The sequence below is a fragment of the Ensifer sp. ENS10 genome, assembly GCF_014852025.1.
Taxonomy (GTDB): domain Bacteria; phylum Pseudomonadota; class Alphaproteobacteria; order Rhizobiales; family Rhizobiaceae; genus Ensifer.
In genome coordinates this window covers 464,253-489,941 of sequence record NZ_JACVAS010000004.1, presented here as the reverse complement: position 1 = coordinate 489,941, position 25,689 = coordinate 464,253, and the positions used below count along the sequence as shown (strand labels likewise).

Sequence of the window (25,689 nt, the reverse complement as noted above, 5' to 3'; positions counted from 1 at the left end):
CTTCCTCCCGTCCTGCTCTCTTGGCCCTACCCGATCCCTGTTGCCAACTGTCAGGGCGCGATGATCGGTTGGGTTTTCAGGATCGAGTCCCGTGTCTCGGCACCGGCAAACGCGCTGCCTTCCTCGAACCAGGATTTCGGTGCCGGCGCACCCCAGAGCGTCTGGCGCTGCGGGTCCTTCAGGTCCCATTTGATCGGCTCGAGATCGGGATCGACCGTCTGGTAATCCGAGCAGTAGATCTCGATGCGGTGGCCGTCCGGATCGCGCACATAGAGGAAGAAGGCATTGGAGATGCCGTGTCGGCCCGGGCCGCGCTCGATATTGGCGAGCCAGCCGGAGGTCGACATCAGGTCGAGCAGGTCGATGATGTTGAGCGGCGTCGGCACCCAGAACGCGGTGTGGTGCAGCCGCGGTCCGCGGCCGTTGGTAAAGGCGATGTCGTGCACGCCGCCCTTGCGATGGGTCCAGGCGGCCCAGAGCCGTCCGGTCTCCTCGTCGGCGGTGTATTCCGTTACCCGGAAACCGATCTCGTTGTAGAAGGCGACCGCCTGATCGACATCGGGCGAGAAGCAATTGAAGTGGTCGATGCGCAGCGGTTTCACGCCGCGATAAAGCGCATACTTCTGGTGGATCGGCGGCAAGCGGTCCATCTTCGAATAGAATTCGAGCGAGATGCCCTGCGGGTCGCGGGTGCGGAAGGTCCGCGACTGGTAGGGGCGTTCGATCCACTCGACAGGCAGGCCCTTGGCCCCAAAGAAATGCGCGGCCTTTTCGAGATCCTCCTCGCCATAGACCTTGAACCCCAGGTCGCGGGCCTCGGCAGTCGCCGCCTTCTTCAAGATAATGCAATGGTGGCCGCGCTCCTCCATGGCCCTGAGATAGATCGTGTCCGCCGTCTCGTCGGTGACCTGCAGACCCAGCACGTCCACATAGAAGGCGCGCGATCTTGCGAGATCGGTGACGGCGAGTTCCACATGGCTCAGCCGCACGATGTTGAAGGGCGGGTAGAGGTTCGGTTTCGGCAAGGGCATTGATGTCTCCTCCAGATTTTTCTGCCAGCGCGCTCAACCGCCAAGCTTGGCGATCGCATGCGCCGAGCTGGCAAAGGCGATGTTCTTGGTTTCCATATAAAAATCGAACGACCAGTCGCCGCCGTCGCGGCCGATGCCCGAGCTCTTGACGCCGCCAAACGGCGTCGGCAGGTGGCGCACGTTCTCCGAGTTTACCCAGATCATCCCGGCTTCGAGGTGATCGGTAAAGCGGAAGGCGCGGGTGACGTCGGAGGTCCAGAGATAACCGGTGAGGCCATATTGTACGTCATTGGCAAGCGCCAGCGCGTCTGCCTCGTCCTTGAACGGGATCGCCGTCAGTACTGGCCCGAAGATTTCCTCCTGGGCGATGCGCATGCGGTTGTTGGCGCCGGTGAAGAGCGTCGGGGTGACGTAGCAGCCACCGCCAGGCCCCGCGAACTTCTCGCCGCCGGCGGCAACAGTAGCACCTTCCTCTCGGCCGATGCGGATATAGTCGAATACCTTCTTCTCATGCACCGGATGGATGAGCGGGCCGACGACGGTTTCCGGATCGAGCGGATGGCCGACCTTGATGCGTTTCGCCTTTTCGGCGACGAGCCCGGTGAAGCGTTCGTAGATGCTGTCCTCGACCAGCAGGCGTGAGGACGAGGTGCAGCGTTCGCCGTTCAGCGAGTAGATCATGAAGACCGCCGCATCGGCGGCGCGCTCGAGATCGGCATCGGCAAAGACGATCACCGGGTTCTTGCCGCCGAGTTCGAAATGAACCCGCTTCAGCGTCTCGGCACCCTGCTTCATGATCATCGAGCCGGTGCGGCTTTCGCCGACGAAGCCGATCGCCTTGATGTCGGGGTGCTCGGTGAGTGCGCGTCCGGCATCCTCGCCGAAGCCGTTGACGAGGTTCCACACGCCCTTCGGCAGGCCGGCTTCCTCGGCGATCTCGACCAGCAGCCGCGCCGTCAGCGGCGAGAATTCCGCCGGCTTGTGCACGACCGTGCAGCCGGCGGCAAGCGCAGGCGCAATCTTCCAGGTCGACAGCATGAACGGCGTGTTCCAGGGGGTGATGATACCGACCGGGCCGATCGGCACGCGTGTCGTCATGTTGATCTGATTGCCGCCACGCAGCACCTTGCCGTCGCGCGCTTCAGGCGCCCGGTCGGCGAAAAAGCGGAAGTTCTCGGCACCGCGCAACGCCGCCTTGGCCATGAATTTCAGCGGTTGTCCGGTGTCCATGCACTCGACAAAGGCGATCTCTTCGGCGCGGGCAACGATCGCGTCGGCAATCTTGTGCAGCAGTTTCTTGCGCGTTTCGCCGGGCATAGCGGCCCATTCGGCGAAAGCAGCTTTCGCGGCCTTTGCCGCCCGGTCGATGTCGGCAGCCTTGCCGCGGGCGATCTTCGCAAGCGGTTTCAGGTCAACGGGCGAAATCGTTTCGAAAGTCTCACCGTCAAGTGCCGGCATCGCTTCGCCGTTGATGTGATTGAGCACGCCTTCGCTCTTGAAGCGGGCGAGGTAGCTTTCCGCCTTGGCGAGGTTTTCATCGAGCTTGGACATGGTGTTCTCCGATGCTGGCGCAGACTTTCGCCGCGCGCTGCTGTGCTTTGGGGGTGGCTGCGTCTAGCCTTTGGTGGCGCGCAGCCGGGGGTGAATGGCGTTTTTCTTCCAGCTCAGATCCGGGTCGATCTCGCGGATCTCCAGGCTGAGAGCAAAATGCGGTGTGGCGAAAAGCTCCGAAAGTTCGTCGCTCACGGCCTTGAAGATGGCTTCGCCGGTGGCCTTCTTCTCTGCCTCGCTGCGGCCGCGACCGATGCGGAAGGACATGTCGATGAAGCTGTTGTCCGGCAAAAGGTCGGCGATCGCGTAATCGGCGCTGCGGATCGTGCGCACCCTGACGGCGCCGAGCTCGAAAAGGCCGGTGCCGAGGATCGTCTTGTGGACGGTCCGGCAAAGCCGGGCGAAGTCGACGCGGTCGTCGAGATTGCCTGAGTATTCGATTGTCAGGTGCGGCATCTTTCCTCCCGATGCGCTCTCATATATTTAACACGTTAACGAAATCGATGGCGGTGTCAAGAAGGTCGAAGTCTCTGCCCGCGCCTGCCAATTGCAGAACGAAAGAAAATGTCCGATAGAACGCTCATGAGCCGCGAGAAAACCCCTGCTGACCTTGGCCACGACGCCCTTTTGCCGCACAACACCCGCCGTTCGCTGCCGATTGCCCTGTTGCGGGCACGCGAAGCGGTCATGGCGCATTTCCGGCCGATGCTGGCGCGCCACGACATTACCGAGCAGCAATGGCGGGTGATCCGCATCCTTGCGGAAGCCGGCCGGGTCGATGCGTCGGAAATGGCCGACAAGGCCTTCATCCTGGCGCCGAGCCTCACCCGCATCATCCGCTCGCTCGAGGAGCGGGGCCTGATCACCAAGCACAAGGATGCTGACGACGGCCGGCGCGTTTTGCTTGAGATCGCGCCGGAGGGCATGCGGGTGATCGCCGACGTCAGCCCCGAGAGCCGGGCGATCTACGAGGACCTCGAAACCCGCTACGGTCGTGAGCGCGTCGAAGTCCTGCTCGACATGCTGGACGAACTGGCCAGCCTCAACGACTGAGCGTTTTTGGCTCTCGGTCATCATGTGAAGCCCAGCTCTTTGGTAAGCGCCAGCGCCTCGTCGGCGTAGCGCAGAACACGCTCGCGGGCGCCCGGCAGTTCCGGCCGCGCCGAGAACCAGCCGATATAGGTGAGACTGCGAAGCACAAGAAACAGCGGCAGGCTGGACAGCATCTCGGCGCTGAGCGCGCGCCGGCTGCGATAGCCTGATATCAACGCCGCCTCGATCGCTCCATAGGCCGGCTCGCGTCGGTTCTTCAGCAGGGCGGTGGCGATATCGAACAGGCGGTAACCCCAGCCAGCATCGTCGAAGTCGATGAGTTTGACGCCCGCCTCGCCGACCAGCACATTTTCCCGAACGAGGTCCGCATGGATGAGGCCGAAATCCTTAGCCGGAGTCGGCAGAGTTGCGAGGCGCCGCCTGAGGTCACCGCGCAAAGCCGATAGCGCCATGGCTTGGGCCGGCGATAGGCCCTCGCAATCCCAGAAGCGCCCCCACAACGGACGATCCCCAAGCAGGCCTTCCTCATCCCAAGTCGGACGCCAAAAGCCCTCGGTCGGCGTCCAGCGATCGGCGAGGTTATGCATCTCGGCCATGGAGGCGCCGAGCGCCGAGAAGATCTCGACGAGCCTCTCGGGTGAGTGGGACAGCGGTTTACCGCTTTCGCCCAATGGCTCTCCATCCATCCAGTTGATCACATCGGCATGCTGTGCGGCAAACGCGCCACCTTCAGGCAGGGCGACAAGTAAGCGCCCGTCCGTCGTCGCGATCGGTTGCGGCACCGCGAGACCGCTGTTGCCGAGTGCTGCCATCCATTGCAGTTCCGAGTGCAGTGCCGCCGCACTGTGATAGCCGGCGCGGTGCAGCCGCAGCGCCGCCGGGCGACCATCGGCCAGGTGGACGCGAAACACGGCGTTTTCCCGGTACTTCAGCAACTCCGGCTCTTGGTCAGCAACGCCCCAATGGGCAAGTGCCTGGCACGCCCGGTTGTCGAGCGCGTCGCGAAAGGGTTTGGGCAGGTCCGCCGTCATCAGTCGCTCATAGGCCCGAAAGCACGTCGTCGAGCGTCGACAGCATCAAATCCGCATTGTCGCGGGTAAAGGGCATCGGCGGTCGGATCTTGGTCGTGCACTGGTGGATGCCGAGCTTGCCCATCAGCACGCCGCGCTCGCTCATGTCGTTGATCACCTTGGTCGCGAGCGCGCTTGCTGGCGTTTTTTCCGCGCGATCGGTGACGAGCTCCGCGCCGAAGAATAGTCCGCTGCCCCTGATGTCGCCGATCATTCCATGTTTGTCCGCAAGCCGCGCGAGGCCGGCCTTGGCATAGGCGCCGACTTGGGCGGCGTTCTCGATGAGGTTTTCGTCTGCGATCACATCGAGCACGGCCATGGCCGCTGCGCAGGAGACCGGATTGCCGCCGAAAGTGTTGAAGTAGCGAAACGCTTTGCGGAAGGCGTTGAGCGTTTCGGTGCCCGCAACGACGCCGCCGATCGGGTGGCCGTTGCCCATCGGCTTTCCAAGCGTGACGATATCGGGAACGATGCCCGCCTTCTGGTGCCCCCACATATGGCCGCCGGTTCGGCCGAAGCCCGGCTGCACTTCGTCGGCTATCAGGAGCCCGCCTGCCTTTCTGACGGCGGCGACGGCGCCGTCGAGAAAGCCGGAGGGCAGTTCCGGAAATCCTTCGTTGGCGAAGAAGGGATCGATGATCAGCGCGGCGAAGCCGTGCGGGCTTTGCTGCAGCGAGGCGATCGCTTCCTCGACCTTGGCGGTGAAGGCCGCGGCAAAAGCGGCGCCCGGCTCGCCGCCAAGCGGCCGGTAGCTGTCGGGCGCCGGCACGTGGCGGACATGGCCGCCGAAGCCGCCGACCGGCGGCATCCGGGTCGAAAGCTGAGAAACGGCGGCGGTATTGCCGTGATAAGTGTGGTCGGTGGCGATCACCCCGGTCTTGCCGGTCACGGCCTGGGCCATGCGCAGCGCCACGTCGTTCGCCTCGCTGCCGGTGCAGGTCAGGATCGCCGTGTCGAGGCTGTTGTCGAAGGTGGCGGTCAGACGCTCGACATAGTCGAGAATGCCTTCATGCAGATAGCGGGTGTGGGTGTTGAGGGTTGAGGCCTGCCGGGCGATCGCCTCGGTCACCCGCGGATGGCAATGGCCGACATGCGGTACGTTGTTGTAGCAGTCTAGGTAGCGGCGGCCGTCAGCATCAAAAAGCCAAACGCCTTCGCCACGCACGAGATGCACCGGCTCCTCGTAGAACAGCGACATGTTGCGCCCGAGCAGCCGCTCGCGGCGCGCAATCAGGTCCCGGTTGTCGCCCATCGCGCTAGCCCCGTGCTGCGGTCAGGCCGGCGTCGAGGGCCGTGAGGATACGGGCGACGTCGCCTGCGGTCACGATCAGCGGCGGCGACAGGATGACGTTGGCGCCGGATGTGCGCACCATGACGCCGGCATCATAGGTCACGTCCTGAACCTTCTGGACGACATCCTTTGCGGCACCGGCCTTCTTCTCCCTGTCCGAGACGAGCTCGATCGCGCACATCAGCCCCTTGCCGCGCACGTCGCCGATCAGTTCGTGCCGGGCCTTCAGCGCTTCGAGGCCGGCGATCAGCTCATCGCCGCGTGCCTTGGCATTTGCAGCGACATTGTGCTTGCGCGTTTCCTTCAGGGTTGCGAGTGCTGCCGCAGCACCCACCGGATGGCCGGAATAGGTGTAGCCATGGCCGATCGAACCGGCAGCCGTCTTGTTGCTTTCGAAAGCCTCGGCAACCTTGTCCGAGATCATCACGGCGCCGAAGGGATAGTAGCCATTGGTGATCGCCTTGGCGGTCGACATGAAATCCGGCTTCACGCCAAAGAGACGCGAGCCGGTCCAGGCACCGGTGCGGCCGAACGCGGTGATCACCTCGTCGGCGATCAGGAGGATGCCGTGGCGGTCGCAGATCTCGCGCATCAGCGGCATGAAGATTTCGTGCGGCACGATCACGCCGCCGGCGCCGAGCACCGGCTCCATGATCAGCGCCGCGATCGTGTCGGCGCCCTGGAAGGCGATCTCGTCTTCGAAGAGCCGCGCGATCGCCTTGGCGATTACGGCGCCATCGGTCGTGTCGAAGGGGTTGCGATAGGTATAGGGCGCCGGCAGGTGGTAGACGCCCGGCAGCAGCGGCTCGTAGTTGCGGCGGAAATTGGCATTGCCATTGACCGAGGCGCCGCCGAAATGGGTGCCGTGGTAGCCCTTCTTCAGCGCGACGAACTTGGTGCGTTCCGGCTGGCCGTTGAGCTTGTGGTACTGGCGGGCGAGGCGAAGGCAGGTCTCGACGGAGTCGGAACCGCCCGAGGTGAAGAACGAGCGCGTCAGCCCATCCTCGCGGAACCATTCGGCGAGCTCGTAGGAAAGCTCGATCAGCGGTGAGTTGGTGGTGCCGCGAAACGTCGAGTAATAGGGCAGCTCGTCGAGCTGGCGACGGATCGCCTCCTTCACCGGTTCGCAGGAATAGCCGAGATTGACGTTCCAGAGGCCGCCGACCGCATCGAGCACCTTCTTGCCATGGATGTCGACGATCTCGACACCTTCGCCGGCATTGATGATGCGCGGTGGCGTTGCCTGCATCTCGGCCGGATGCGCCATCGGGTGCCAGAGGTGGCGGGCGTTGTTCTCGATGAGGAAGTTGGTTTCGCGCATGGTCATGCTCCTGTCAGTTCGAGGCCGAGCATCTGAAGCGCTCTGGCGTAGCTTTCTGCGGGTCGGGTGACGTCGAAATGGACGTGAGGCAGGCCGACGGCCCGCGCACCCTCGATGTTCTTCAACTGGTCATCCACGAAGACGCAGGCTTCGCGCGGCAGGCCAAGCTGGCTCAGCACCAGCTCGTAGGCGTGCGGATCGGGCTTCAGGATGTTGGTGTAGGTGGCGTCGACGATCGTCTCGAAGAGCTCGATCAGCGGGAAGCGCTGACGGAACGCGACGCCATAGAAGAGGTCGAGTTCATTGGAGAGGATCGCGAGCCGAATGCCGGCCTTATGGGCGGCGAGGATCGCGTCGCGCGTCTCGGGCCGGAGCACCAGTTCCGGTTCCGCCCCACGCGCCCGCTGCACGAAGGTTTTCATGTCGCTCCAGTCTTCGCCAAGCAGGCGGCCGACTTCGCGGGTGCGTTCCGTCCAGTAGTCCCGTTCGGTGATTTCGCGCCGCTGCATGGCGGCCCAGAGCGGGTCGGTTGCGGGGTCGAAGGGACCGCGCCACGTAAGAGTGCCGGGCGCGAGCCCGAGCGCACGCTCCGTGATGTCGTGGGTTTCGAACAGCGTGCGGGTGACGACGCCGCCGAAATCGAGGATCAGTGCCTTGTCGCTCATGGTGTCGGGCATAGTGTTCGTCATGGCCGGCCCTCGGGCACGATGCCACGCGCCACCCAGTCGTCGAAGATCGCAAGCGCGGCTTGCGAGAACGCCGGCGCATTGATGTGGCTGTCGACCTCATGCAGGGCGACGCCTGAGGGGATCTGCCGGCGCATCTCGTCGATGAAGGCGTCGAGCGCTTCCGGTTCGTAGAGAGGCTCGTCAGGCTGGTCCCATTCCTGAATCCCCTTGAGCGGCAGGATGAAGGCGACCTCGGCACTGGTGCCGTTCAATTTGCCGCCGATGACGCGGGCGATCTCGCGTCGTCCCTCGGAAGATGTGGTCACCGAGCCGAGCAGCCGGTTGTGGGCGTGATAGGGGCGATCGGCAAAGGCCTGCGGAATCGGTTGCCAGGCCGGCAGGTCGACCATGTCGACGGCGCCTGGCGCGACGATCTGTGGGATTCCGGCACGTCCGGCATTCTCCAGCCGGTCGGGCCCTGATGTGACGACAGTTCCGTGGTGATGGTTGCTGACCTCCTGAATGCAGAAGTCGAAAACCGCGGTAAAGCCCTTCTCAGCCGCGATCGCCTCGAAGGCGCGGCCGCCCATGCCGGTCGAATGGAAGACAGCGACGTCATAGCCGCGGCGTTCGAGTTCGGGCTTCAGGTATTTCATGTATTTGAGGCAGCTCGAGCCGAGCGAGGTCATGCCAATCAGCGGCCGCGTCTTGTCCGGCCTGGTGCCGAAACGTGCGGCACCAACGACCGCGCCACAGGCCTGGGAGAGAACCGAGCGGCAGATGCCGTTGAGGCCGTAGAGGCCGCCGGCCCACAGGATCATCATCAGGTCGGGCGCAATGCGCTCGGGCGGCAGCAGGTGCGAATAGGCGATGGTCGAGACGATGAATTTCGGCACGCCGAGCGGCAGGGCCGCGGCGACGTCGAGGGCGAGATCCGTGCCCATCGAGCCGCCGAGAATGATGACGCCATCGGCCTGGCCGGCTTCGTAAAGGGAACGGGTGAGGGCAGAAGCACCACTTGCCATCAGCGCCATGGCGCTGTGTTCGTCGCCGCTGGCCGCAATCGCTTCAATGGTGACACCCGCGGCTTCGGCGATGTCATGGCGCGAGTATTCGGGCACATAGGGCGGATCACCGAGAATGCTGACATCCATCATCACGGGCAGGCCGCCGGCTTCGCGGATGACGGACGCCATGAACTGGAGTTCGTCGCATTTGGTGTCTCCCGTACCCACGACAAGAATGTTGGGGAGACGGTTCATTGCATTCATCAGCCGGCCCTCCTTGCCAGCGGATCGGCAGCAACCTGCTCCAACCCGAAAAGTCTTTCGGAAATGCGTCTGGCCGCTGTCATCGCGGCGCGGCCCATCTGCTCCACCGTCTCCTTCTCCGCCCGCGTTGCCGGGGCGGCGACGGCGATCGCGCCGACCGGTGTGCTGCCTGGCGCGCGGATCGGTGCGGCGACACTGACGACTCCGGTTTCGAGCCCGTGATGGCAGATCGAGTAGCCGCGCCGGAGAGTCTCGCTCAGGGTCTGGCGCAGGATTGCGGGGTCCGTCAGCGTCTGATCGGTAAAGGCCTCGAGCGGCGCCGACAGGACCGCGTCGATGTCCTTCGGCGGGCAGAAGGCAAGGAAGCCAAGGCCGGACGCGGTCGCGTGGAAAGGCAGGATGCTCCCGACATCGACGATGACGCGGTGGGCCCGCTGCGAGTCCTCCACATGAACAGTCGAAAGGCGGCCGGCGGCGTATTCAGAAAGGTGAACGGTCTCGCCCGCTAGGCTCGCAAGCTCCCGGGCGAAGGGGGTCGCCACGCTCAGATAGGGGAAGCGCGTCTCGCGGATGCGGGCAAGGCGCACCGGCGCGCCGCCGAGGCGATAGCGCCGCGTTTCCGGATCCTGTTCAACGAAACCGTGTTTCTCCAGTTCGACCAGAAAGCGCCGGGTGGTCGCCTTGTCGAGCCCGCAGTGCCGCGCGATGTCACTCAAGCCCGCTTCCTTCTCCAGGCGCGAGATCGTGTCGAGCAAAGTTAGGGCCTTACCGATGGTGCTCATCCATTCCTCCTCGTTGAGCGCCGTCGCAAGTCATCTCCGCCTGTTCCCGCCATGGGGCGGTGCGGCCGCCCTCATTGTCTCCAGCTGAGATACTTAACATGCGAAATAACTTGACAGGGCCGAACGCAATTTGCAAGTCTATATTTGAAGCTAAGGTTCATATATTGAACCGAAAGACTTGCGCGGCCAAGAAAAAAGCAAACCCCCGCGCTTCCAGTCCGCTTCAGGGAGCTGCTTCCGGAGAGAAGGACCGGAGGCGAAAAGGCGTTCGCGCCAACCAGGGGAGCCTAAGACTATGGACAATCCATCTTCGCCCGTGACCGGCGCGAACCAGTTGCGCAAGAACGCCCTTGGCGTCGGCGCGGTCACCTTTCTTGTCGTATCCGCTGCCGCACCGCTGACCGCGGTCGCCGGCGGCGTGCCGTTGTCGATGATGCTTGGAAACGGCGCCGGCATTCCCGGCACCTTCCTGCTCGTCACGCTGATCCTGCTGTTGTTTTCCGTCGGCTATGTCGCCATGGCACGGCATATCCGCAATGCCGGCGCCTTCTACGCCTATACGGCCCAGGGCCTCGGTGGCCTGATGGGCGGTGCCGCGGCGATGATCGCGATCCTTGCTTACAACGCCATGCAGATCGGCGTCTTCGGCCTGTTCGGGGCGGCGACCGCCGGGCTCTTCGCTGGTCTGGGGGTCGATCTACCCTGGTGGGTCTGGACGTTCGTGGGCATCGCCGCCGTCGGCGTTCTCGGCTATCGCCGCGTCGACCTCTCCGCCAAGGTGCTGACGGTTCTCGTCATCCTCGAATATCTTGTCGTGCTCGTCATTGACGTGGCGATCCTTGCCAAGGGCGGCGACAGCGGGCTGACGATGACGTCGTTTACGCCTTCGGCCGTTCTGTCCGGCTCGCCGTCGATCGGCATTCTCTTCTGCTTTGCCGCCTTCATCGGCTTCGAGGCGACGACGATTTACAGCGAGGAGGCCCGCGATCCGGCAAGGACGGTGCCGCGCGCCACCTATATCTCGGTGCTGATCATCGGCGTTTTCTACATGTTCACCTCCTGGCTGATGGTGAACGCCGCCGGCGCCGACAAGCTGGTGCCGGAACTGCAGGGCCTTGCCGATCCGACCACTTTCCTCTTCGGCCTCGCCGAGCGTTATGCCGGCGGCTGGCTGCCGCCGCTGATGAACGTGCTCTTCGTCACCAGCCTCTTTGCCGGTGTTCTGGCCTTCCACAACGGCGTCGCCCGTTATCTCTACGTCGCCGGCCGCGAACGGCTGCTGCCCGCCTCGATCGGCGTCACCCATCCGGTCTACCACAGCCCGCATGTCGGCTCGCTGATCCAGACCGTGATCGCCGTCCTCGTCGTGGCACTCTTTGCGGCAACGGGTCAGGATCCGGTGCTGGCGCTGTTCTCGTGGCTGACGAATGTCGGCACGCTCGCCGTCATGACGTTGATGGCCTTCACCGCCTTCGCGATCGTCGCCTTCTTCAGCCGCAATCCCGGCCTCGAACGGAACCCGCTGGTGACCAAAGTCATTCCCGTCGTCACCGGCCTGATCCTCGTTGCCGTCATCATCGCAATTGCGGTCAACTTCGGTGACCTGGCAGGCGCCACCGGCATGCTCGCCGTGTTCCTGCCGGGCCTTGTCGTGATCTTCGGTGTTATCGGTCTGGCGCTTGCGGCATCGCTGAAGTCGGGCAATCCGATCGAGTTCGCCCGCCTTGGCGCAGGCCAGGAGATCTGATCGCTGCCACGCAGTTCCCGGAACGACGCCAAGCGGCTTCCGTCCGGAACTGCGTATCACCTAAGAAGGGATGGCGGACCCTCCGCCGTCCCGGCAATGCAAACGGGAGCAGACATCATGCAGGACAAGATCGACCAATTGCGTAGCCTCGCCGTCGAGGGCCAAAAGCTGTTCATCAACGGCCACTGGCAGGAGAGCTTGTCCGGCGAAACGCTCGACGTCGTCTCGCCGATCGACGGCAGCCACCTGACGACGATAGCAGACGCGGGCGCATCCGACGTCGACGCGGCGGTCCGTGCCGCGCGCGCCGTTTTCGAAAAAGGAAGCTGGTCGAAGGCGGCTCCGGCGTTCCGCAAGAAGGTGCTGACGCGCATTGCCGAAATCATCGAAGCGCAGGCGCTGGAGCTTGCGGTCCTTGGCGTGCGCGACAATGGCACCGAAATTTCGATGGCGCTGAAGGCCGAGCCTGGCAGCGCCGCCGGAACCTTCCGCTACTATGCCGAGGCGCTCGACAAGGTCTATGGCGAAATCGCGCCGACCGCCGACAACATTCTCGGCCTCGTGCATCGCGAACCGATCGGCGTGGTCGCCGCGATCGTTCCCTGGAATTTCCCTTTGATGATCGGCGCCTGGAAGATCGCGCCGGCGCTCGCCGCCGGCAATTCCGTGGTGCTGAAGCCGGCGGAGGGCGCCTCGCTCAGCTTGCTCAGGCTCGCCGAAATCTGCGCCGAAGCCGGCCTGCCGGAGGGCGTTCTGAATGTTGTGACCGGCCTGGGTGCGACGACGGGTGAGGCTATCGGGCTGCATGGAGATATCGACGTGCTCGCCTTCACCGGCTCGGGCGGTGTCGGCCGCCGGCTGCTCGAATATTCGGCACGCTCGAACCTGAAACGCGTCTATCTCGAACTCGGCGGCAAGTCGCCGAACGTCGTCTTCGCCGATGCGCCGGATCTCGATCAGGCCGCGCGCATCTCGGCCTATGGCATCTTCCGCAACTCCGGCCAGGTCTGTGTTGCCGGTTCACGGTTGCTGGTCGAGCGCTCCATTCACGAAGCCTTCGCGGAGAAGGTGGCAGCGATCGCGGCAGGTATGAAGGTTGGCGATCCGCTGCTTCTTTCGACCGAGGCTGGAGCGATTTCGAGCAGCGTCCAGCTGAGCAAGAACCTCGATTTCGTCCGTGAAGCGGAAGTGGAAGGCGCGCGCCTGCGTTGGGGCGGCAAGCGCATCCTTGAAGAGACTGGCGGCTATTACATGCAGCCGACCGTCTTCGACATTCAGCCTGAAATGAAGCTGGCGAAGGAAGAGGTCTTCGGGCCGGTACTTGCAATCATTCCCTTCGACGACGATGCCGACGCACTCCGGATCGCCAATGCGACGGACTACGGGCTGGCTTCCGCAGTCTGGACCGCAAACCTGTCGCGCGCGCACCGGATGGTGCGCGGCATCCGCGCCGGCGTCGTGCACGTCAATACCTATGGCGGCGCCGACAACACGGTGCCGCTCGGCGGCGTCAGGCAATCGGGCAACGGCCACGACAAGTCGTTGCACGCGCTGGACAAATACACCGATCTGAAGACCGCCTGGATTCAGCTCTGACCGGGCTCGCAGGGACCGGGGCCGGACGACCGCGCGTGTCTGTCGGGACCGTGCTATCCGAAGGCGAGTTCGAGATTTTGCCGGTCTCGCGCCACCACATGGCATTTGGTCTCGAAACCCTCGCCGGCGACGACCAGAACCAGCTCCGGTGGTATGCCGGCCGAATTCGAAACCGTGACCGCAGCGCCATCGGCACCAAGCGACCGGATAGTGCACTCTATCTTTGAATGCCTGTCGTCGAAAAGAATGGTGCCGGCTTTCAGTACGCGCTGACGAGGACCCAGCGGATAGCCGACTTCGAGACTGCTCCACTCGACGCAGCGGTTCCGTCCGCTGGCCTTGGCGAGATACATTGCCGCGTCCGCCTGGGCGAGCAATGTACCGATCTCCCTGCTCTTGAGCGATAGCGCCGATGTGCCGAAGCTCGCGGTGACTGCAAGCTGACCAAAGTCTCCGTGGATTGTTTGAGCGGCAATCGCTGCCCGCAGCTTTTCCGCTGCGGCGAGTGCGCCGTTCGCGTCGACGTGCGGCAGCACGATGGCGAACTCCTCGCCGCCGAGCCGCCCGAACAGATCGCTTGCCCGCAGATTGGACTGGCAGACGGCGCTCACGGCCTTCAGGACCTCGTCTCCTGCCGCATGCCCGTGCGTGTCGTTGACCCGCTTGAAGTGGTCGACGTCGAGGACGATGCACGACACGTCGTGCTGGTGCCTTATGGCGAGCGAAATCAGCTTGTCCGCCTCCTCGCGGAAGGCGCGGCGCGTCAACGTGCCGGTGAGCCCATCCGTCGCGGCCGACCGGAGCAAATCGATCCGGTCCATCGCCACGCCCGCCAGTTCGGTCAGGATCGTCAGGTCTTTGTCGGTGAAGTGTCTCGGCGCGCGGTCGATCGCGCATACGGTCCCGACCGTATGACCATCCCGCGTCTTGAACGGAACGCCTGCGTAGAACCGAACATGTTCCGGGCCGGTGACGGCGGGATGTCGCGAAAACCGCGGATCCTGCGTGGCGTCGTGCACGACAAGCGGTTCCTCCGAGGCGACAACATATCGGCAGAAAGTGTCTTCCCGGGGAACTTCGTCTAATGCAAGCCCCGAGCAGGCCCTGTACCATTGTCGATGTGCGTCGACCAAAGAGATGATGCCGATGTCGATGGCGAAGATCTGCTTTATCAGCCGCACGATCCGTTCAAGGCCCTGATCCTTCGGCGTGTCGAGAATGTCGAGATGTCCAAGGGCGGTCAGGCGATCGAATTCCCTGCCTTTCGCGTCCGTCGTCGGCCGCCCGGCTGGCTCAGCAACCACCATTCCGTTTTCCTTTCTCATTGCGCGCCAAGCAAATAGAGCGTTTTACGGAAAAAACAAAAGGCACTGAACAGCACGTGGATGTGGATTGCCTCGGCTCTTTGGCGAAACGTCCGTCAATGGGCCGTGTTCATGTAGGCGGGGCGAGACCCCGCCTACGCCTAGCCGCCGAAACTTCCGAGCTGCGTCGGTACATGCACGTAGTTGCGATCGAAATAGAGCAGCGCATTGCCGTCGCTGCGCGAGCGGATGCCGACGACCCGGCCGATGAGGATGTGGTGTGTTCCAAGCAGCCGCGCCTCGGCGAGTTCGCAGTCGAGCGAGACGATGGCGTCTTTGACCGCGAAGCTGCCGGATTGCATCTCGACCCAGTCGGCCGCGGCATAGCGGGCCGCCATATCCTGCGTCGCGCCGGCGAAGTGGCCGGCGAGATCCCTATGGTCGTGGCTGAGCACGTTGACGCAGAAGCGCCGGTTGTCGATGAAAAGGCCGCATTGGGTGGAGTTGCGGTTCATGCAGACGAGCAGCGTCGGCGGCTCGTCGGTCACCGAGCACATGGCGGTGGCGGTGAACCCGCCGCGTCCGGCGGGTCCGTTGGTGGTGATGACGTTGACCGGCGCGCAGACCCGCGCCATGGCGTTGCGAAACTCCGTCTTCGAAACGAGCGGTTCCATGACGGGCCTCATTCGGCGGCGTTGCGCAGAGCGGACGCATCGTCGAGCGGCGGCAGCCAGGTGCTGCCGGTCCAGCCGTTCTCGTCATAGTCCGCCATGCACTGGTCGACGAGCGCTTCCATCTCCTTGAGACGCCCGCCGCGTTCGGCCCCTTTCAATACCTGCAGCCGAACCTCTTCAGGCGCGCCGGCATAGTTGAGTTCGTAGAGCGCGTGGCGTCCGCCGAACTCCGTGCCGGTCGCGTCCCAGAGCAGTTTCATGATCTTGATGCGCTCGATGTGCCCCATATCGTTAGAGCCGCGGACATATTGCGCCAGGTAGCGGTCGATCTCGGGATTGCCGAAGTCACGCACGGAGGACGGCAGGTAGATCAGCCCCGATGCAATCACCTTGCGGATCGTCTCGACGACACGCGGATAGGCCTCCGACATGAAGGTTCGATAGGAAAGCGCGGCTTCCAGATTGGGAAGCACGGCGCCGTCGGCCCAAGGAATGGGATTGTGGGCCATGGCATTGGAGAAGCTCCAGAACATGTGGCGGAGCGCGATCACCTCGCCGAGTGCTGCCTGATTGCCGCGGAAGGCGTCGCCGCCGGTGGCGCGCAGCGCCTTGGCAAGCAGGCCTGCCAGGAAGTCGAGTTTCACGGCGAAACGGGTGCAGCCCTGGAAGCAGTAGCCGTGCATGAAGCCGGAAGCCGGGTGGAAGGAGAGGATCTTGGCGGCATCGCGCAAGACCAGGACGTCCTCCCACGGCACGAAGACGTTGTCGAGCACCAGGATCGCATCGTTCTCGTCGAAGCGCGACGACAGCGGATAGTCGAAGGGATGGCCGACGGTGTTGGCTGTCTGCTCGTAGGAGACGCGGCAGAACATCTTGATCCCGGGCGCGTTCATCGGAACGATGAACATCACCGAGAGCGAGGGATCCTCCGTTACCGTCGCCGAACTTTGCGCCAGGAAATTGTAGTGCGTCAGTGCCGAGGAGGTCGCGACCACCTTGGCACCTGAGACGTAGATGCCGGCGTCCGTTTCCTTGGTGATGTGGACGAAGACGTCCTTGACCGCGTCCGCCGGCTTGTGCCGATCGATCGGCGGATTGACGATCGCGTGGTTCATGAAGAGCGCCGCTTCCTGGGCGCGTTTATGCCAGGCGAGCGCGTTGTCCTTGAACGGGCCATACCAATTGGCATTGGCGCCGAGCGTGTTCATCAGCGCCGCCTTGTAGTCGGCGGTGCGGCCCATCCAGCCATAGGACATGCGTGCCCATTCGGCGATCGCGCCCTGCTGGGCGGCAAGATCGGCGGAGGAGCGGGCGACGCGGAAATATTTGTGGGTGTAGCCGCCGGAGCCCGTGTCGGTCGGCGCCGTCAGGATGTCCCTCTTTGCCGGATCATGCAGCGCGTCATAGAGCCTGGCGAGCGACCGGGTGGAATTGCGCATCGCCGGATGGCTGGTCACGTCCTTGATGCGTTCGCCGTTGATATAGACCTCGCGGCCGTCGCGCAGGCTTTCCAGATATTCGGCGCCGGTGAAGGGCCGCGTCCTGTCGGCGCGGAAATCCTCTGCTCTCATTTTCTCCTCCTTGAGTTTCGTCAAGGCTAGGCGTTGAAATCATTGGCCGCCATGGACAGAATGGCAAAATGACTTGTACTTTTTTCGGTGGGCCATGACCGACGCCATTCCAAGTTTCTTCGTCTACGGTGAACCGGAGCAACAACTCGAACCCGGATTTTTCCATGTCGAGACGGTGATGGCGCGGCGTAACCTGCATCAGGGACAGGTGAAGGCGCATAAACACGATCAGATGGGGCAGATCACCTTCTGGATGAGCGGCCGCGGCACCTATTTCATCGACGACAGGCCATTGGACTTTTTGGCACCGGCCGTCAGCTTCGTGCCGAGCGGCATCGTGCATGGTTTTTCCGTCGATCCTGAGACGAGCGACGCGGTCGTCGTCTCGGTCGCTGATGGCGCGCTGCTCTCGATCCGGGAGAACACCACGCTTCCTGTTGATGCGCCGGTCATGATCCGTGGCGACGGCGAGGACCGGGGCTGGCGCCGTCTTGCCGAACTGCTCGATATCGTTGCCGACGAATATGCCGGCGGTGCGCCCGGCACCCAACAGATGCTCGCCTCGCTGGTCGCGGCCGTCCTCACCCAGATCGCCCGTCTGGCATCCGCCACGCCATCTCCGGCCCAGCCGTCGCAGGCGATGCTGGCGGCTCAGCTGCGCCGGCTTATCGATTTGCACTTCCGGGAAAACTGGAGCGTCGCGCAATACACCGACGCGCTGGCAACGACACCGCACCTCATCGCCAAGGCGAGCAGGGACGCCTTCGGCATGCAGGTCAAGGAGCTCATCAACGAGCGTCGATTGCTCGAGGCCAAGCGCCTGCTGCTCTTCACTGTACGGCCGCTGGAAGACATCGCCTATGAGATCGGCTTTGCCGATGCCGCCTATTTCTCGCGCTTCTTTCGGTTACGCGTGGGCGAGGCGCCGAGCGACTGGCGCCGCGCGCGGGTGAGCTCGTCAGGAGCCGGCTAAGATTGCCGGTCCCGAAAAGATAACGCATTGCCACGTTGGTCGCCGACTATCGGCCGTAGTTCCGCATCACCTCGATCAGCGGCACATGCCGGATCGCCTGGATCTTGAAGCGATCATGGGCGGTGCCGCCGGAATCTTCCGCCGCGATCATCGCGTTGACCACCGCTTCCTCGACGCTGTCGACAGTCGCGAGATAGACCGGGTCGAGCAGGTCGTCGTTGACGATCTCCAGCGAGAGGCGCGGCGGCGCCTTGTGCGCCATCGGCTGGGTATTGGCCGTGGAGAAGGCAAGGAAGATGTCGCCGGAATTGTTGCCACCCGGAGTACCATTGCGGCCGATGCCGATCGCCGCCCGTCGCGCCAGCCGCTTCAACTGGTGCGGCGCCATCGGCAGGTCGGTGGCGATCACGACGATGATCGAGCCGCGCTCCTGCATCTGGCTTTGCGGCGTGCCGTCGCGCATGTGCTCGCCGACCGGAACGCCACGGATCGTCAGCCAGTCGCGCTGGCCGTGATTGGCCTGCACCAGCGTGCCGATCGTATAGTCGCGACCGCCGAATTCGACGACGCGGGATGCGGTGCCGGTGCCGCCCTTGAAGCCATAGGCGATCATGCCGGTGCCGCCACCGCAATTGCCCTCCTGCACCGGGCCCGAGGTGGCGCTGTCGAGTGCTGCGCGCACATCTGTCTCGGTGATCGGCTGGCCGTTGATGTCGTTCAGAACGCCGTCATAGGTCTCCGCCACGACCGGCATCAACCATAGAAAGTCGTCGCTGTCGTAGGTCGACCGGTAGCGCTCCAGCATCCACCTGATGGTGGCGTGATGGGTCATGCCGACGGCGTGGGTGTTGGTGATCATGACCGGCCCGAGGAAGAAGCCGCCGTCCTCGATCCAGTGGGTGCCGGTCATCTCGCCGTTGCCGTTGAAGCGATGCACCCCAGCGTAGACCGGGACGGGGGTGGCCGAAGCGGCATGCGGCAGGATGGCGGTGACGCCGGTGCGGACAGGACGCTTGCGGCCCGGGCGCGGCGTCTCTTCCGCGATCGTGCGGAAGCCGACGGTTATGCCTTCGACGTCGGTGATGGCGTTGAAGCGGCCGGTGCGGCCGGAAAAGGGCAGCCCGATATCGCGGGCGCGAGCGGTGGGCGAGGCGGGAGTTTTATCGTTCATGATCATTTCTGCCGAGAGCGAAGGTAGAGGCCGAGCGAGGCGACGACGAAGGAGAAGGAGAGCATCATCACGGCAATCGCGTTGATCTCCGGTTTGATGCCGCGCCGAAGCATGGAGAAGATGAACATCGGCAGCGTAGTGACGTCGACGCCGGCGATGAAATAGGTGATGACGAGATCGTCCATCGAGATGATGAAGGCGAGCAGCGCGCCGCCGACGATTGCCGGAAAGAGCTGCGGCAGCACCACCCGGCGAAAGGTCATCCATTCATTGGCGCCGAGATCGGCGGACGCGTGCTCCAGCGTCCGGTCCATGCCGGCAAGTCGGGCCGAGACGACGATGAAGACGTAGGAGATCAGGAAGGTGCACTGGCCGATGATGATCGTCGTCAGCCCCAGCCGGATGCCGGAATTGACGAAGAAGATCAGAAGCGCGATGCCGAGCACGATATCCGGCATCAGCATCGGCATGAACATCACCACGCGGTAGAAGCGCTGGCCGACGAATTCGAAGCGATAGAGGCCGATGGCGATCGCCGTGCCGAAGATGGTCGCAATGGCTGTCGTAGAGGCGGCGATCACCAGACTGTTCCAGACCGCCTGCAGCAGTTGGCCCGTCGATTCGATGTAGAGAGCGCTTTCGGAGACCTTGGTCTTGAAGCCGAGAACCTGGGCGTACCATTCGGTGGTGAAGCCCGTCCAGGTCATCATGTTCACCGGATTGGCGTTGAACGAATAGACGGCGATGACGACGAGCGGAATGTAGATGAAGGCGAAGAAGAGGCCGGTATAGGCGAGCAGGCTACCGGTAAAGAGGGTTCGAGCGATCTTCATGGATCACCTCACCGTGCCAGCGCAGCGGCGGCGCTGCGCCGACCGGAAAGAACCACATGGGCGATCATCATGATCAGCATGACGGTCATCACCATCATCGCCAGTGCGGCCCCGAAGGGCCAGTTGCGGGCCGCGAGGAACTGCTGTTCGATCAGGTTGCCGAACATCATCACCTTGGCGCCGCCGAGCACCGCCGGCACGACGAAGTTGCCAAGCGCCGGAATGAAGACGATGACCGCGCCGCCGGCAATGCCGGGAGCGGTCAGGGGCAGGATGATGCGCCAGAAGGTGCGCAGCGGCCCGGCGCCGAGATCGAGCGAGGCGCGCACCAGCGTCCAGTCAAGTTTCTCGACGCTGGCATAAACAGGCATGAACATAAAGGGAATGAACACATAGGTCATGCCGAGGATGATCGCGCCCCTGGTGTAGATCAGGTCGAGCGGCCGCTCGATCAGCCCCGTTGACAGAAGCATCTCGTTGACGAGGCCGGTCTGGCGCAGGATCAACACCCAGACGAAGAGCCGCACGATCAGGCTGGTGAAGAAAGGCAGCGTGATCAGGAACAGGCAGAAATTCTTCCAGCGCTCGGAAAGCCGGGCGATGCAGAAGGCGGCGGGATAGCAGACGAGAAGGGTCGCGAGCACCGTCAGGGCCGCGATCTCGACCGAGCGCAGGAAGATCGCGATGTAGATCGGATCGAACTCCTCGAACATCGGATCGGCAAAACCGAGGATGCGACCGAAGTTATGCGGGTAGAAGGTCCACTCCACCCCACCATAGAGGCCGGGCGCGAGAAGGCTGGTGACGACCATGATCGCGAGCGGCCCGAGGAAGAAGACGGCAAGGAAGGCCGAGACGGGTCCGAGCAAAACGGCGAGCTGAAAGCGGCGGCGGCTGGCGATCGACATCTCACGCACCCCCGGCATTGGCACCGATGAAGTGCACGGCAGCAGGGTCATAGGCAAGCCGCGCCTTGCGTGTCCGTTCGACCGTGCCGACGAGATTGCGCCGATTGGCGGGAACTTCCGCAATCACCTTGCGTCCCTCGGCAGTGCGGCCGAACAGCTCGAAGGTGGAGCCGACAAAAACGATCTGGTCGAGATCGACGTCGATCGTCGGAAAGGGGGCGTTTTCCTCCGCAAGGAAGAACTGTTCCGGCCGGATCAATGCCGTCGCTTTGGTCGAAATTTTCTTGTCGCAGGGCTGGTGGCGGATCGCCATGCCATCCGCCGTCATCAGCCGGTCGCCGTCGAGCGTGCCCTCGAACAGGTTGCTGGCGCCGATGAAGGTGGCGACGAAGGTGTTGACCGGGTGGTCGTAGATGGCGCGCGGCGTATCGAGCTGCTGGATGCGGCCACCGGAGAGCACGGCGACGCGATCCGACATCGTCAGCGCTTCCTGCTGGTCGTGGGTGACGAAGATGAAGGAGATGCCGAGCTCGTTCTGCAGCGTCTTCAGTTCGATCTGCATCGCCTGACGCAGGTTCTTGTCGAGCGCCGACAGCGGTTCGTCGAGCAGCAAGAGTTTCGGCCGGGCGATGATGGCGCGGGCCAGCGCCACACGCTGTTGCTGGCCGCCGGAGAGCTGGCGCGGCCTGCGGCCTTCCATACCTTCCAGTCCTACCATCTTCAAGGCGGCGGAGACCTTTTCACGGCGCGCCGGCTTGGCGACGCCCGCGACTTCCAGCGAATAGGCGACGTTTTCGCCGACCGTCATGTGCGGAAACAGCGCATAGTTCTGGAAGACCGTGTTGACCGGGCGGCGGTAGGGCGGCCGGTCGGTGATGTCCTCGCCGTCGATGAGGATCGAGCCGCCGTCGAGTTCGACGAAACCGCTGATCGCCTGCAGCAGGGTGGTCTTGCCGCAGCCGGAAGGCCCGAGCAAGGTCAGGAATTCGTTGCGGCGGACGTCGAGATCGATGCTGTCGAGAGCGGTCACGATGCCGCCTTCCGGAGTGGTGAAGGCCTTGCTCGCCTCCACCAGCCGGACGATGGAATTCTGCATACTTCTGTTCCCCAAAATGTTATGCAAATAACGCTTGTGCGTTTCCGATATATGGATACCATTTGCCTATCGGAGTCAACGGCCACCAGAAGCCGTGATCCGGAAGCGGCCGGCAAGGGCCGTAGAGGGGCCGAACGGCCATGACCATCAGAGGAGAATGATGATGACAATGACGAATGGGGTGACGTGTGAAGGCAAGAGGCCTTTCGCCACCCGCGCACGTGGCGTGGCCGTTTTGCTGACGACACTTTCCGCTCTGTTCGGCACCGCCGAAGCGGCCGAGCTCAACATCTACAACTGGGGCGAATACATCAATCCGGCTGTCCTCAAGAAGTTCGAGGAAGAGACCCAGATCAAGGTCAACCTCTCCACCTATTCCTCGAACGAGGAGATGCTGGCGAAGATCCAGGGTGGGGCCACGGGTTACGACATCGTCTTCCCGTCGGTCCACATGCAGGACATTATGGCCAAGCTCGACCTGCTCGAAAAGACGGACATCAACGACTACGAGGGCTTCAAGAATATCGACCCGACCTTCCTTCGGGCCAAGAGCGATCCGAAGGGCGAGTATTGCCTCCCTTACGCCTTCGGCTCGGTCGGCATCCTCTACAACAGAAAACTTCTCGGCAAGGACGTGACCGGCTGGCGCGACCTGATCGAGACGGTGAAGGCGAAAGGGCTGAAGTTCACGCTGCTCGACGACATGCGCGAGGTGCTTTCGGTGGGTCTGATCCTCAACGGTCACAAGGTCAATTCCACCGACCCGGCGGAATTGCAGCAGGCTGCCGATACGATCATCGCGATGAAGCCCGACGTTGCCGCCTTTACCTATGACACCCGCCCGATGGTCGCCGCCGGCGATGTCGCGGCTGGTCACTTCTTCGTCGGCTCGATGGTCGATGTCTTCGCCAACCCCAAGGATCTCGGTTACGTGATCCCGGAGGAAGGGGCGACGATGTACCAGGAGGATATCTGCGTCCTGAAGTCGGCCCCCAACAAGGACAACGCGGTCAAGTTCCTGCAGTTCTATACGCGCCCGGACGTCGCGGCGCTCAATATTGAACAGCAGACCAACGGGACGGCCAACGTGCCGGCGCGGCAATTGACCCCCGAGCAGATCAAGAACAGCAAGGAAATCAACCCGCCGCCGGAAACCATGCAGAAGCTGCAAATCTTCGAAGACCTCGGCCCCGGCGTGCGCCAGCTCGACCGGGTCTGGACGAAGGTGAAGACGGCGGAATAAACACGCGATGCGATGACAGGAGCGGATGCGGGTTTGTTACCCGGCATCCGCTTCGGCAGACTTGCGTGTTTCCTTACCTCGTGGCTGAGGATAAACATGCAGCAATTCAAAGTGCTGCAGCGACCTTTTTCCGTCTGATAAGACCGGTGGCGCTGTAGAATGGGAGGGGACGTGGCACCGCGCATCCTGAAGCTGCTGCGCAGCGACGAGATGAGACGCTCGAAGTCGGACAAGCTCATCGCCAACTACATCGAGCGCAACCTCGCCGAGATCCCCTTCGAAACGGCGCGCTCGATCGCGACCCGCCTCGAGGTCTCGCCGATGACCGTCGGGCGCTATCTCCGGCGTTTAGGCTTCGATGGCCTCGACCAGCTGAAGCACGAGCTCAGGCGTGACGGCTCCAACAATCCCGCCTGGCAGGTCAAGGGCTCTGTCGGCCGGTTGCGGGAGGATAACCGCGAAGGCAAGCTGCTTGCCGGCCTGATCCAGCAGCAGGTCGACAATCTCGGCATGATCTACGAGCTGACGACCGCGCCGGAATGGCAGCAGACGATCGACGCCCTGATTGCTGCGAGCGAAGTCTATGTCGCCGCCTATCAGAACGTTCGCGGCATCGCGCAATATTTCGCCAGCCAACTGTCCTATACCCGGCCGCGCGTGCAGTTCGTCGACGGCCTCAACGGCACCTATGCCGAGCTGCTCGATGGCTCGGTCGAGGGGCGTGTGCTGTTCCTGCACGATGTGCGCCGTTTCGCCGCCAAGGCGCGGCCGCTTGCCGAGGAAGCCCGCCGCGCCGGCGTCAAGGTCATCCTCTATACCGACGAGTTCTGCCCCTGGGCACCTGAGGTCTCCGATATCTGCCTCATTGTGCCCGGGTCGCACGGTCCGCTGTGGGACGGGGCGGCGACAACCGTCGCGGTCATGGACCTGCTCTTGAGCAACATCATTGTCGTGCTCGGCGATGATGTCGGTGAGCGCGTCGCCCAGCTGACCCGGCTGCAGAACATCTTCGGCGATTTCGAGGACTAGAGCGCCGTGCGTTCGTTTGAACGCACAAAGGACGCTCTAGCACTTTGATTCTAGAGCATCTTTCTGCCTCAAATGATTCCACTTGAGGGCAGGATGCTCTAGGCAGCGATACCAGGAAAAGTGTGCAGCGGTTTTCTGTCCGGAATCGCGTCCAAAATTCGAAGTCTCCGTTCAGCCCTGGGTCGCCTGCGGGATGTAATCCCGCGCAATATCGATCGATGTCGGGCGCCCATCGAGAAAGAGCTCACCGATGCGCGGCGCCGTCCGGGCGATGACCTTGCCAGCCTTGATCACGAACAACCGGTTTGGCTTCAGCCGCAGGGCCTCGCTGACATCGGCCGCCTGCAAGAGGACCAGATCGGCCTTGAAGCCCACCTCCAGCCCATAGCCCTCAAGGCCCATGGTTTTCGCCGAGTTCACGGTGATCGCGTCGAAGATCCTGCGCTTGTCCTCGATGCCGCCCATCTGCGTCACGTGAACAGCCATATGGGCGACTTCCAGCATGTCGCCCGACCCCATCGAGTACCAGGGATCCATGACGCAATCGTGCCCGAAGGCGACGTTGAGCCCCGCCGCCATCAACTCCTTCACTCGTGTCATGCCGCGGCGTTTGGGATAGCTGTCGTGGCGCCCCTGCAGCATGATGTTGATCAGCGGATTGGGGATCACGTTGATCTTCGCTTCCACCATCAGCGGGATGAGCTTGGAAACATAGTAGTTGTCCATCGAGTGCATCGAAGTGAGATGCGAGCCCGCAACGCGTCCCTGCAATCCGAAGCGCACGGTCTCGGCCGCCAGCGTCTCGATGTGGCGCGACAGCGGGTCATCGGTCTCGTCGCAATGCATGTCGACGGGCAGGCCGCGCTCGGCAGCGATGCGGCAGAGCGCCTCCACCGAGCGTGCGCCATCCTCCATCGTCCGCTCAAAATGGGGAATGCCGCCGACGATATCGACGCCCATGTCGAGCGCACGCTCAAGCGATGCGACGCCATCGGGCGCGCGGTAGTAGCCATCCTGCGGGAAGGCAACGAGCTGCAGGTCGATATAGGGCGCGACCTTCTGCCTGACCTCGAGCAGCGCTTCGGCCGTGACCAGCCGAGGATCCGACGTGTCCACATGGCTGCGGATGGCGAGAAGCCCCTGGCTGACGGCGAGATCGCAATAACGCAGCGCCCGCTCGACCAGCGCCTCCTTGGTCAAGGTTGGGCGCAACTCGCCCCAGAGCGCGATGCCCTCAAGCAGGGTGCCGGAGACGTTCATCCGTGGCAGGCCGAGCGACAGCGTTGCGTCCATGTGGAAATGCGGATCGCAGAAGGGTGGGCTCAGCAACCGGCCGGTGGCGTCGATCTCTTCGCCTGCGGTCGCGGCAAGGTCCGGCTCGATTGCGGCGATCTTTCCGCCCACAACACCGACATCAATGCCCTGGCGTCCGTCCGGAAGGTTGGCGTTGCGGATGATCAGGTCGAACATGGCTGGCTTCTCCAGATGTCAGCGCCGCTTGTGGAC

The 25,689-nt window shown here is 63.3% G+C and carries 23 protein-coding genes; 6 read left to right on the top strand and 17 right to left on the bottom strand.

What is annotated here, in order from left to right:
* Positions 1-50: 50 nt before the first annotated feature.
* The 3 genes from hpaD to IB265_RS18085 form a co-directional block, all read right to left on the bottom strand.
* Positions 51-1,031 (bottom strand): 3,4-dihydroxyphenylacetate 2,3-dioxygenase, encoded by a 981-nt coding sequence (hpaD, locus tag IB265_RS18095; protein ID WP_057251231.1) that lies wholly within the window; start codon positions 1,029-1,031, stop codon positions 51-53.
* 33 nt (positions 1,032-1,064) lie between these two features.
* The gene (gene hpaE / locus IB265_RS18090; protein WP_057251230.1) at positions 1,065-2,582 is read right to left on the bottom strand and encodes a 5-carboxymethyl-2-hydroxymuconate semialdehyde dehydrogenase; all 1,518 of its coding nucleotides are present in this window, start codon (positions 2,580-2,582) and stop codon (positions 1,065-1,067) included.
* A gap of 63 nt (positions 2,583-2,645) precedes the next feature.
* Positions 2,646-3,038, bottom strand: a complete 393-nt coding sequence (locus IB265_RS18085; protein ID WP_057251229.1) for a 5-carboxymethyl-2-hydroxymuconate Delta-isomerase — start codon at positions 3,036-3,038, stop codon at positions 2,646-2,648.
* A gap of 108 nt (positions 3,039-3,146) precedes the next feature.
* Between IB265_RS18085 and hpaR the strand changes: the two genes are divergently transcribed.
* Positions 3,147-3,635, top strand: coding sequence for a homoprotocatechuate degradation operon regulator HpaR (gene hpaR / locus IB265_RS18080; RefSeq protein WP_057251228.1), 489 nt, complete (start codon positions 3,147-3,149; stop codon positions 3,633-3,635).
* Positions 3,636-3,655: 20 nt separating this feature from the next.
* On the opposite strand, the gene IB265_RS18075 is transcribed toward hpaR, so the two are convergent.
* The 6 genes from IB265_RS18075 to IB265_RS18050 are packed head-to-tail and all read right to left on the bottom strand — an operon-like array spanning position 3,656 to position 10,038.
* Positions 3,656-4,666, bottom strand: a complete 1,011-nt coding sequence (locus IB265_RS18075; protein WP_057251227.1) for a phosphotransferase — start codon at positions 4,664-4,666, stop codon at positions 3,656-3,658.
* A 7-nt stretch (positions 4,667-4,673) separates the two neighbouring features.
* Positions 4,674-5,957: an aspartate aminotransferase family protein gene (locus IB265_RS18070; RefSeq protein ID WP_057251226.1), complete on the bottom strand. Its 1,284-nt coding sequence runs from the start codon at positions 5,955-5,957 to the stop codon at positions 4,674-4,676.
* Positions 5,958-5,961: 4 nt separating this feature from the next.
* Complete coding sequence (locus tag IB265_RS18065) at positions 5,962-7,317, bottom strand: aspartate aminotransferase family protein (RefSeq protein ID WP_057251225.1); 1,356 nt, start codon at positions 7,315-7,317, stop codon at positions 5,962-5,964.
* Between the two features lie 2 nt (positions 7,318-7,319).
* Entirely contained in the window at positions 7,320-7,982 is a 663-nt protein-coding gene (locus IB265_RS18060; RefSeq protein ID WP_057251280.1) for an HAD family hydrolase, read from the bottom strand.
* 20 nt (positions 7,983-8,002) lie between these two features.
* Complete coding sequence (locus IB265_RS18055; protein ID WP_057251224.1) at positions 8,003-9,256, bottom strand: Tm-1-like ATP-binding domain-containing protein; 1,254 nt, start codon at positions 9,254-9,256, stop codon at positions 8,003-8,005.
* Positions 9,256-10,038, bottom strand: a complete 783-nt coding sequence (locus IB265_RS18050; RefSeq protein ID WP_057251223.1) for an IclR family transcriptional regulator — start codon at positions 10,036-10,038, stop codon at positions 9,256-9,258. The genes IB265_RS18055 and IB265_RS18050 overlap by 1 nt, the downstream gene beginning before the upstream one ends.
* A 295-nt stretch (positions 10,039-10,333) precedes the next feature.
* Between IB265_RS18050 and IB265_RS18045 the strand changes: the two genes are divergently transcribed.
* Positions 10,334-11,785: an APC family permease gene (locus IB265_RS18045; RefSeq protein ID WP_057251222.1), complete on the top strand. Its 1,452-nt coding sequence runs from the start codon at positions 10,334-10,336 to the stop codon at positions 11,783-11,785.
* A gap of 117 nt (positions 11,786-11,902) precedes the next feature.
* Positions 11,903-13,381: an aldehyde dehydrogenase gene (locus tag IB265_RS18040; protein WP_057251221.1), complete on the top strand. Its 1,479-nt coding sequence runs from the start codon at positions 11,903-11,905 to the stop codon at positions 13,379-13,381.
* A 53-nt stretch (positions 13,382-13,434) separates the two neighbouring features.
* Here the strand turns inward: IB265_RS18040 and IB265_RS18035 are convergent, their stop codons facing one another.
* The 3 genes from IB265_RS18035 to IB265_RS18025 form a co-directional block, all read right to left on the bottom strand.
* Positions 13,435-14,688, bottom strand: coding sequence for a sensor domain-containing diguanylate cyclase (locus IB265_RS18035; RefSeq protein ID WP_057251220.1), 1,254 nt, complete (start codon positions 14,686-14,688; stop codon positions 13,435-13,437).
* 158 nt (positions 14,689-14,846) lie between these two features.
* Positions 14,847-15,359: a flavin reductase gene (locus tag IB265_RS18030; protein WP_057251219.1), complete on the bottom strand. Its 513-nt coding sequence runs from the start codon at positions 15,357-15,359 to the stop codon at positions 14,847-14,849.
* Between the two features lie 8 nt (positions 15,360-15,367).
* Positions 15,368-16,930: a 4-hydroxyphenylacetate 3-hydroxylase N-terminal domain-containing protein gene (locus tag IB265_RS18025; protein ID WP_057251218.1), complete on the bottom strand. Its 1,563-nt coding sequence runs from the start codon at positions 16,928-16,930 to the stop codon at positions 15,368-15,370.
* 94 nt (positions 16,931-17,024) lie between these two features.
* Between IB265_RS18025 and IB265_RS18020 the strand changes: the two genes are divergently transcribed.
* A complete protein-coding gene (locus IB265_RS18020) occupies positions 17,025-17,903 on the top strand; it encodes a helix-turn-helix domain-containing protein (protein ID WP_057251217.1) in 879 nt (292 codons plus the stop codon).
* 46 nt (positions 17,904-17,949) lie between these two features.
* Here the strand turns inward: IB265_RS18020 and IB265_RS18015 are convergent, their stop codons facing one another.
* From IB265_RS18015 to IB265_RS18000, 4 genes are read right to left on the bottom strand one after another with little or no spacing between them, the layout of a single operon-like run.
* The gene (locus IB265_RS18015; RefSeq protein ID WP_057251216.1) at positions 17,950-19,074 is read right to left on the bottom strand and encodes a P1 family peptidase; all 1,125 of its coding nucleotides are present in this window, start codon (positions 19,072-19,074) and stop codon (positions 17,950-17,952) included.
* 2 nt (positions 19,075-19,076) lie between these two features.
* Complete coding sequence (locus tag IB265_RS18010) at positions 19,077-19,907, bottom strand: ABC transporter permease (protein ID WP_057251215.1); 831 nt, start codon at positions 19,905-19,907, stop codon at positions 19,077-19,079.
* Between the two features lie 8 nt (positions 19,908-19,915).
* Positions 19,916-20,815 carry an ABC transporter permease gene (locus tag IB265_RS18005; RefSeq protein WP_057251214.1) on the bottom strand — a complete coding sequence of 300 codons (900 nt, stop codon included), beginning with the start codon at positions 20,813-20,815 and terminating at the stop codon, positions 19,916-19,918.
* 1 nt (position 20,816) lies between these two features.
* Positions 20,817-21,911: an ABC transporter ATP-binding protein gene (locus IB265_RS18000; RefSeq protein WP_057251213.1), complete on the bottom strand. Its 1,095-nt coding sequence runs from the start codon at positions 21,909-21,911 to the stop codon at positions 20,817-20,819.
* A gap of 169 nt (positions 21,912-22,080) precedes the next feature.
* Between IB265_RS18000 and IB265_RS17995 the strand changes: the two genes are divergently transcribed.
* Positions 22,081-23,154: a spermidine/putrescine ABC transporter substrate-binding protein gene (locus IB265_RS17995; RefSeq protein ID WP_057251279.1), complete on the top strand. Its 1,074-nt coding sequence runs from the start codon at positions 22,081-22,083 to the stop codon at positions 23,152-23,154.
* 171 nt (positions 23,155-23,325) lie between these two features.
* Entirely contained in the window at positions 23,326-24,183 is an 858-nt protein-coding gene (locus tag IB265_RS17990) for a MurR/RpiR family transcriptional regulator (RefSeq protein ID WP_057251212.1), read from the top strand.
* A 171-nt stretch (positions 24,184-24,354) separates the two neighbouring features.
* On the opposite strand, the gene IB265_RS17985 is transcribed toward IB265_RS17990, so the two are convergent.
* Positions 24,355-25,653: an amidohydrolase family protein gene (locus tag IB265_RS17985; RefSeq protein WP_057251211.1), complete on the bottom strand. Its 1,299-nt coding sequence runs from the start codon at positions 25,651-25,653 to the stop codon at positions 24,355-24,357.
* Between the last annotated feature and the right edge of the window lie 36 nt (positions 25,654-25,689).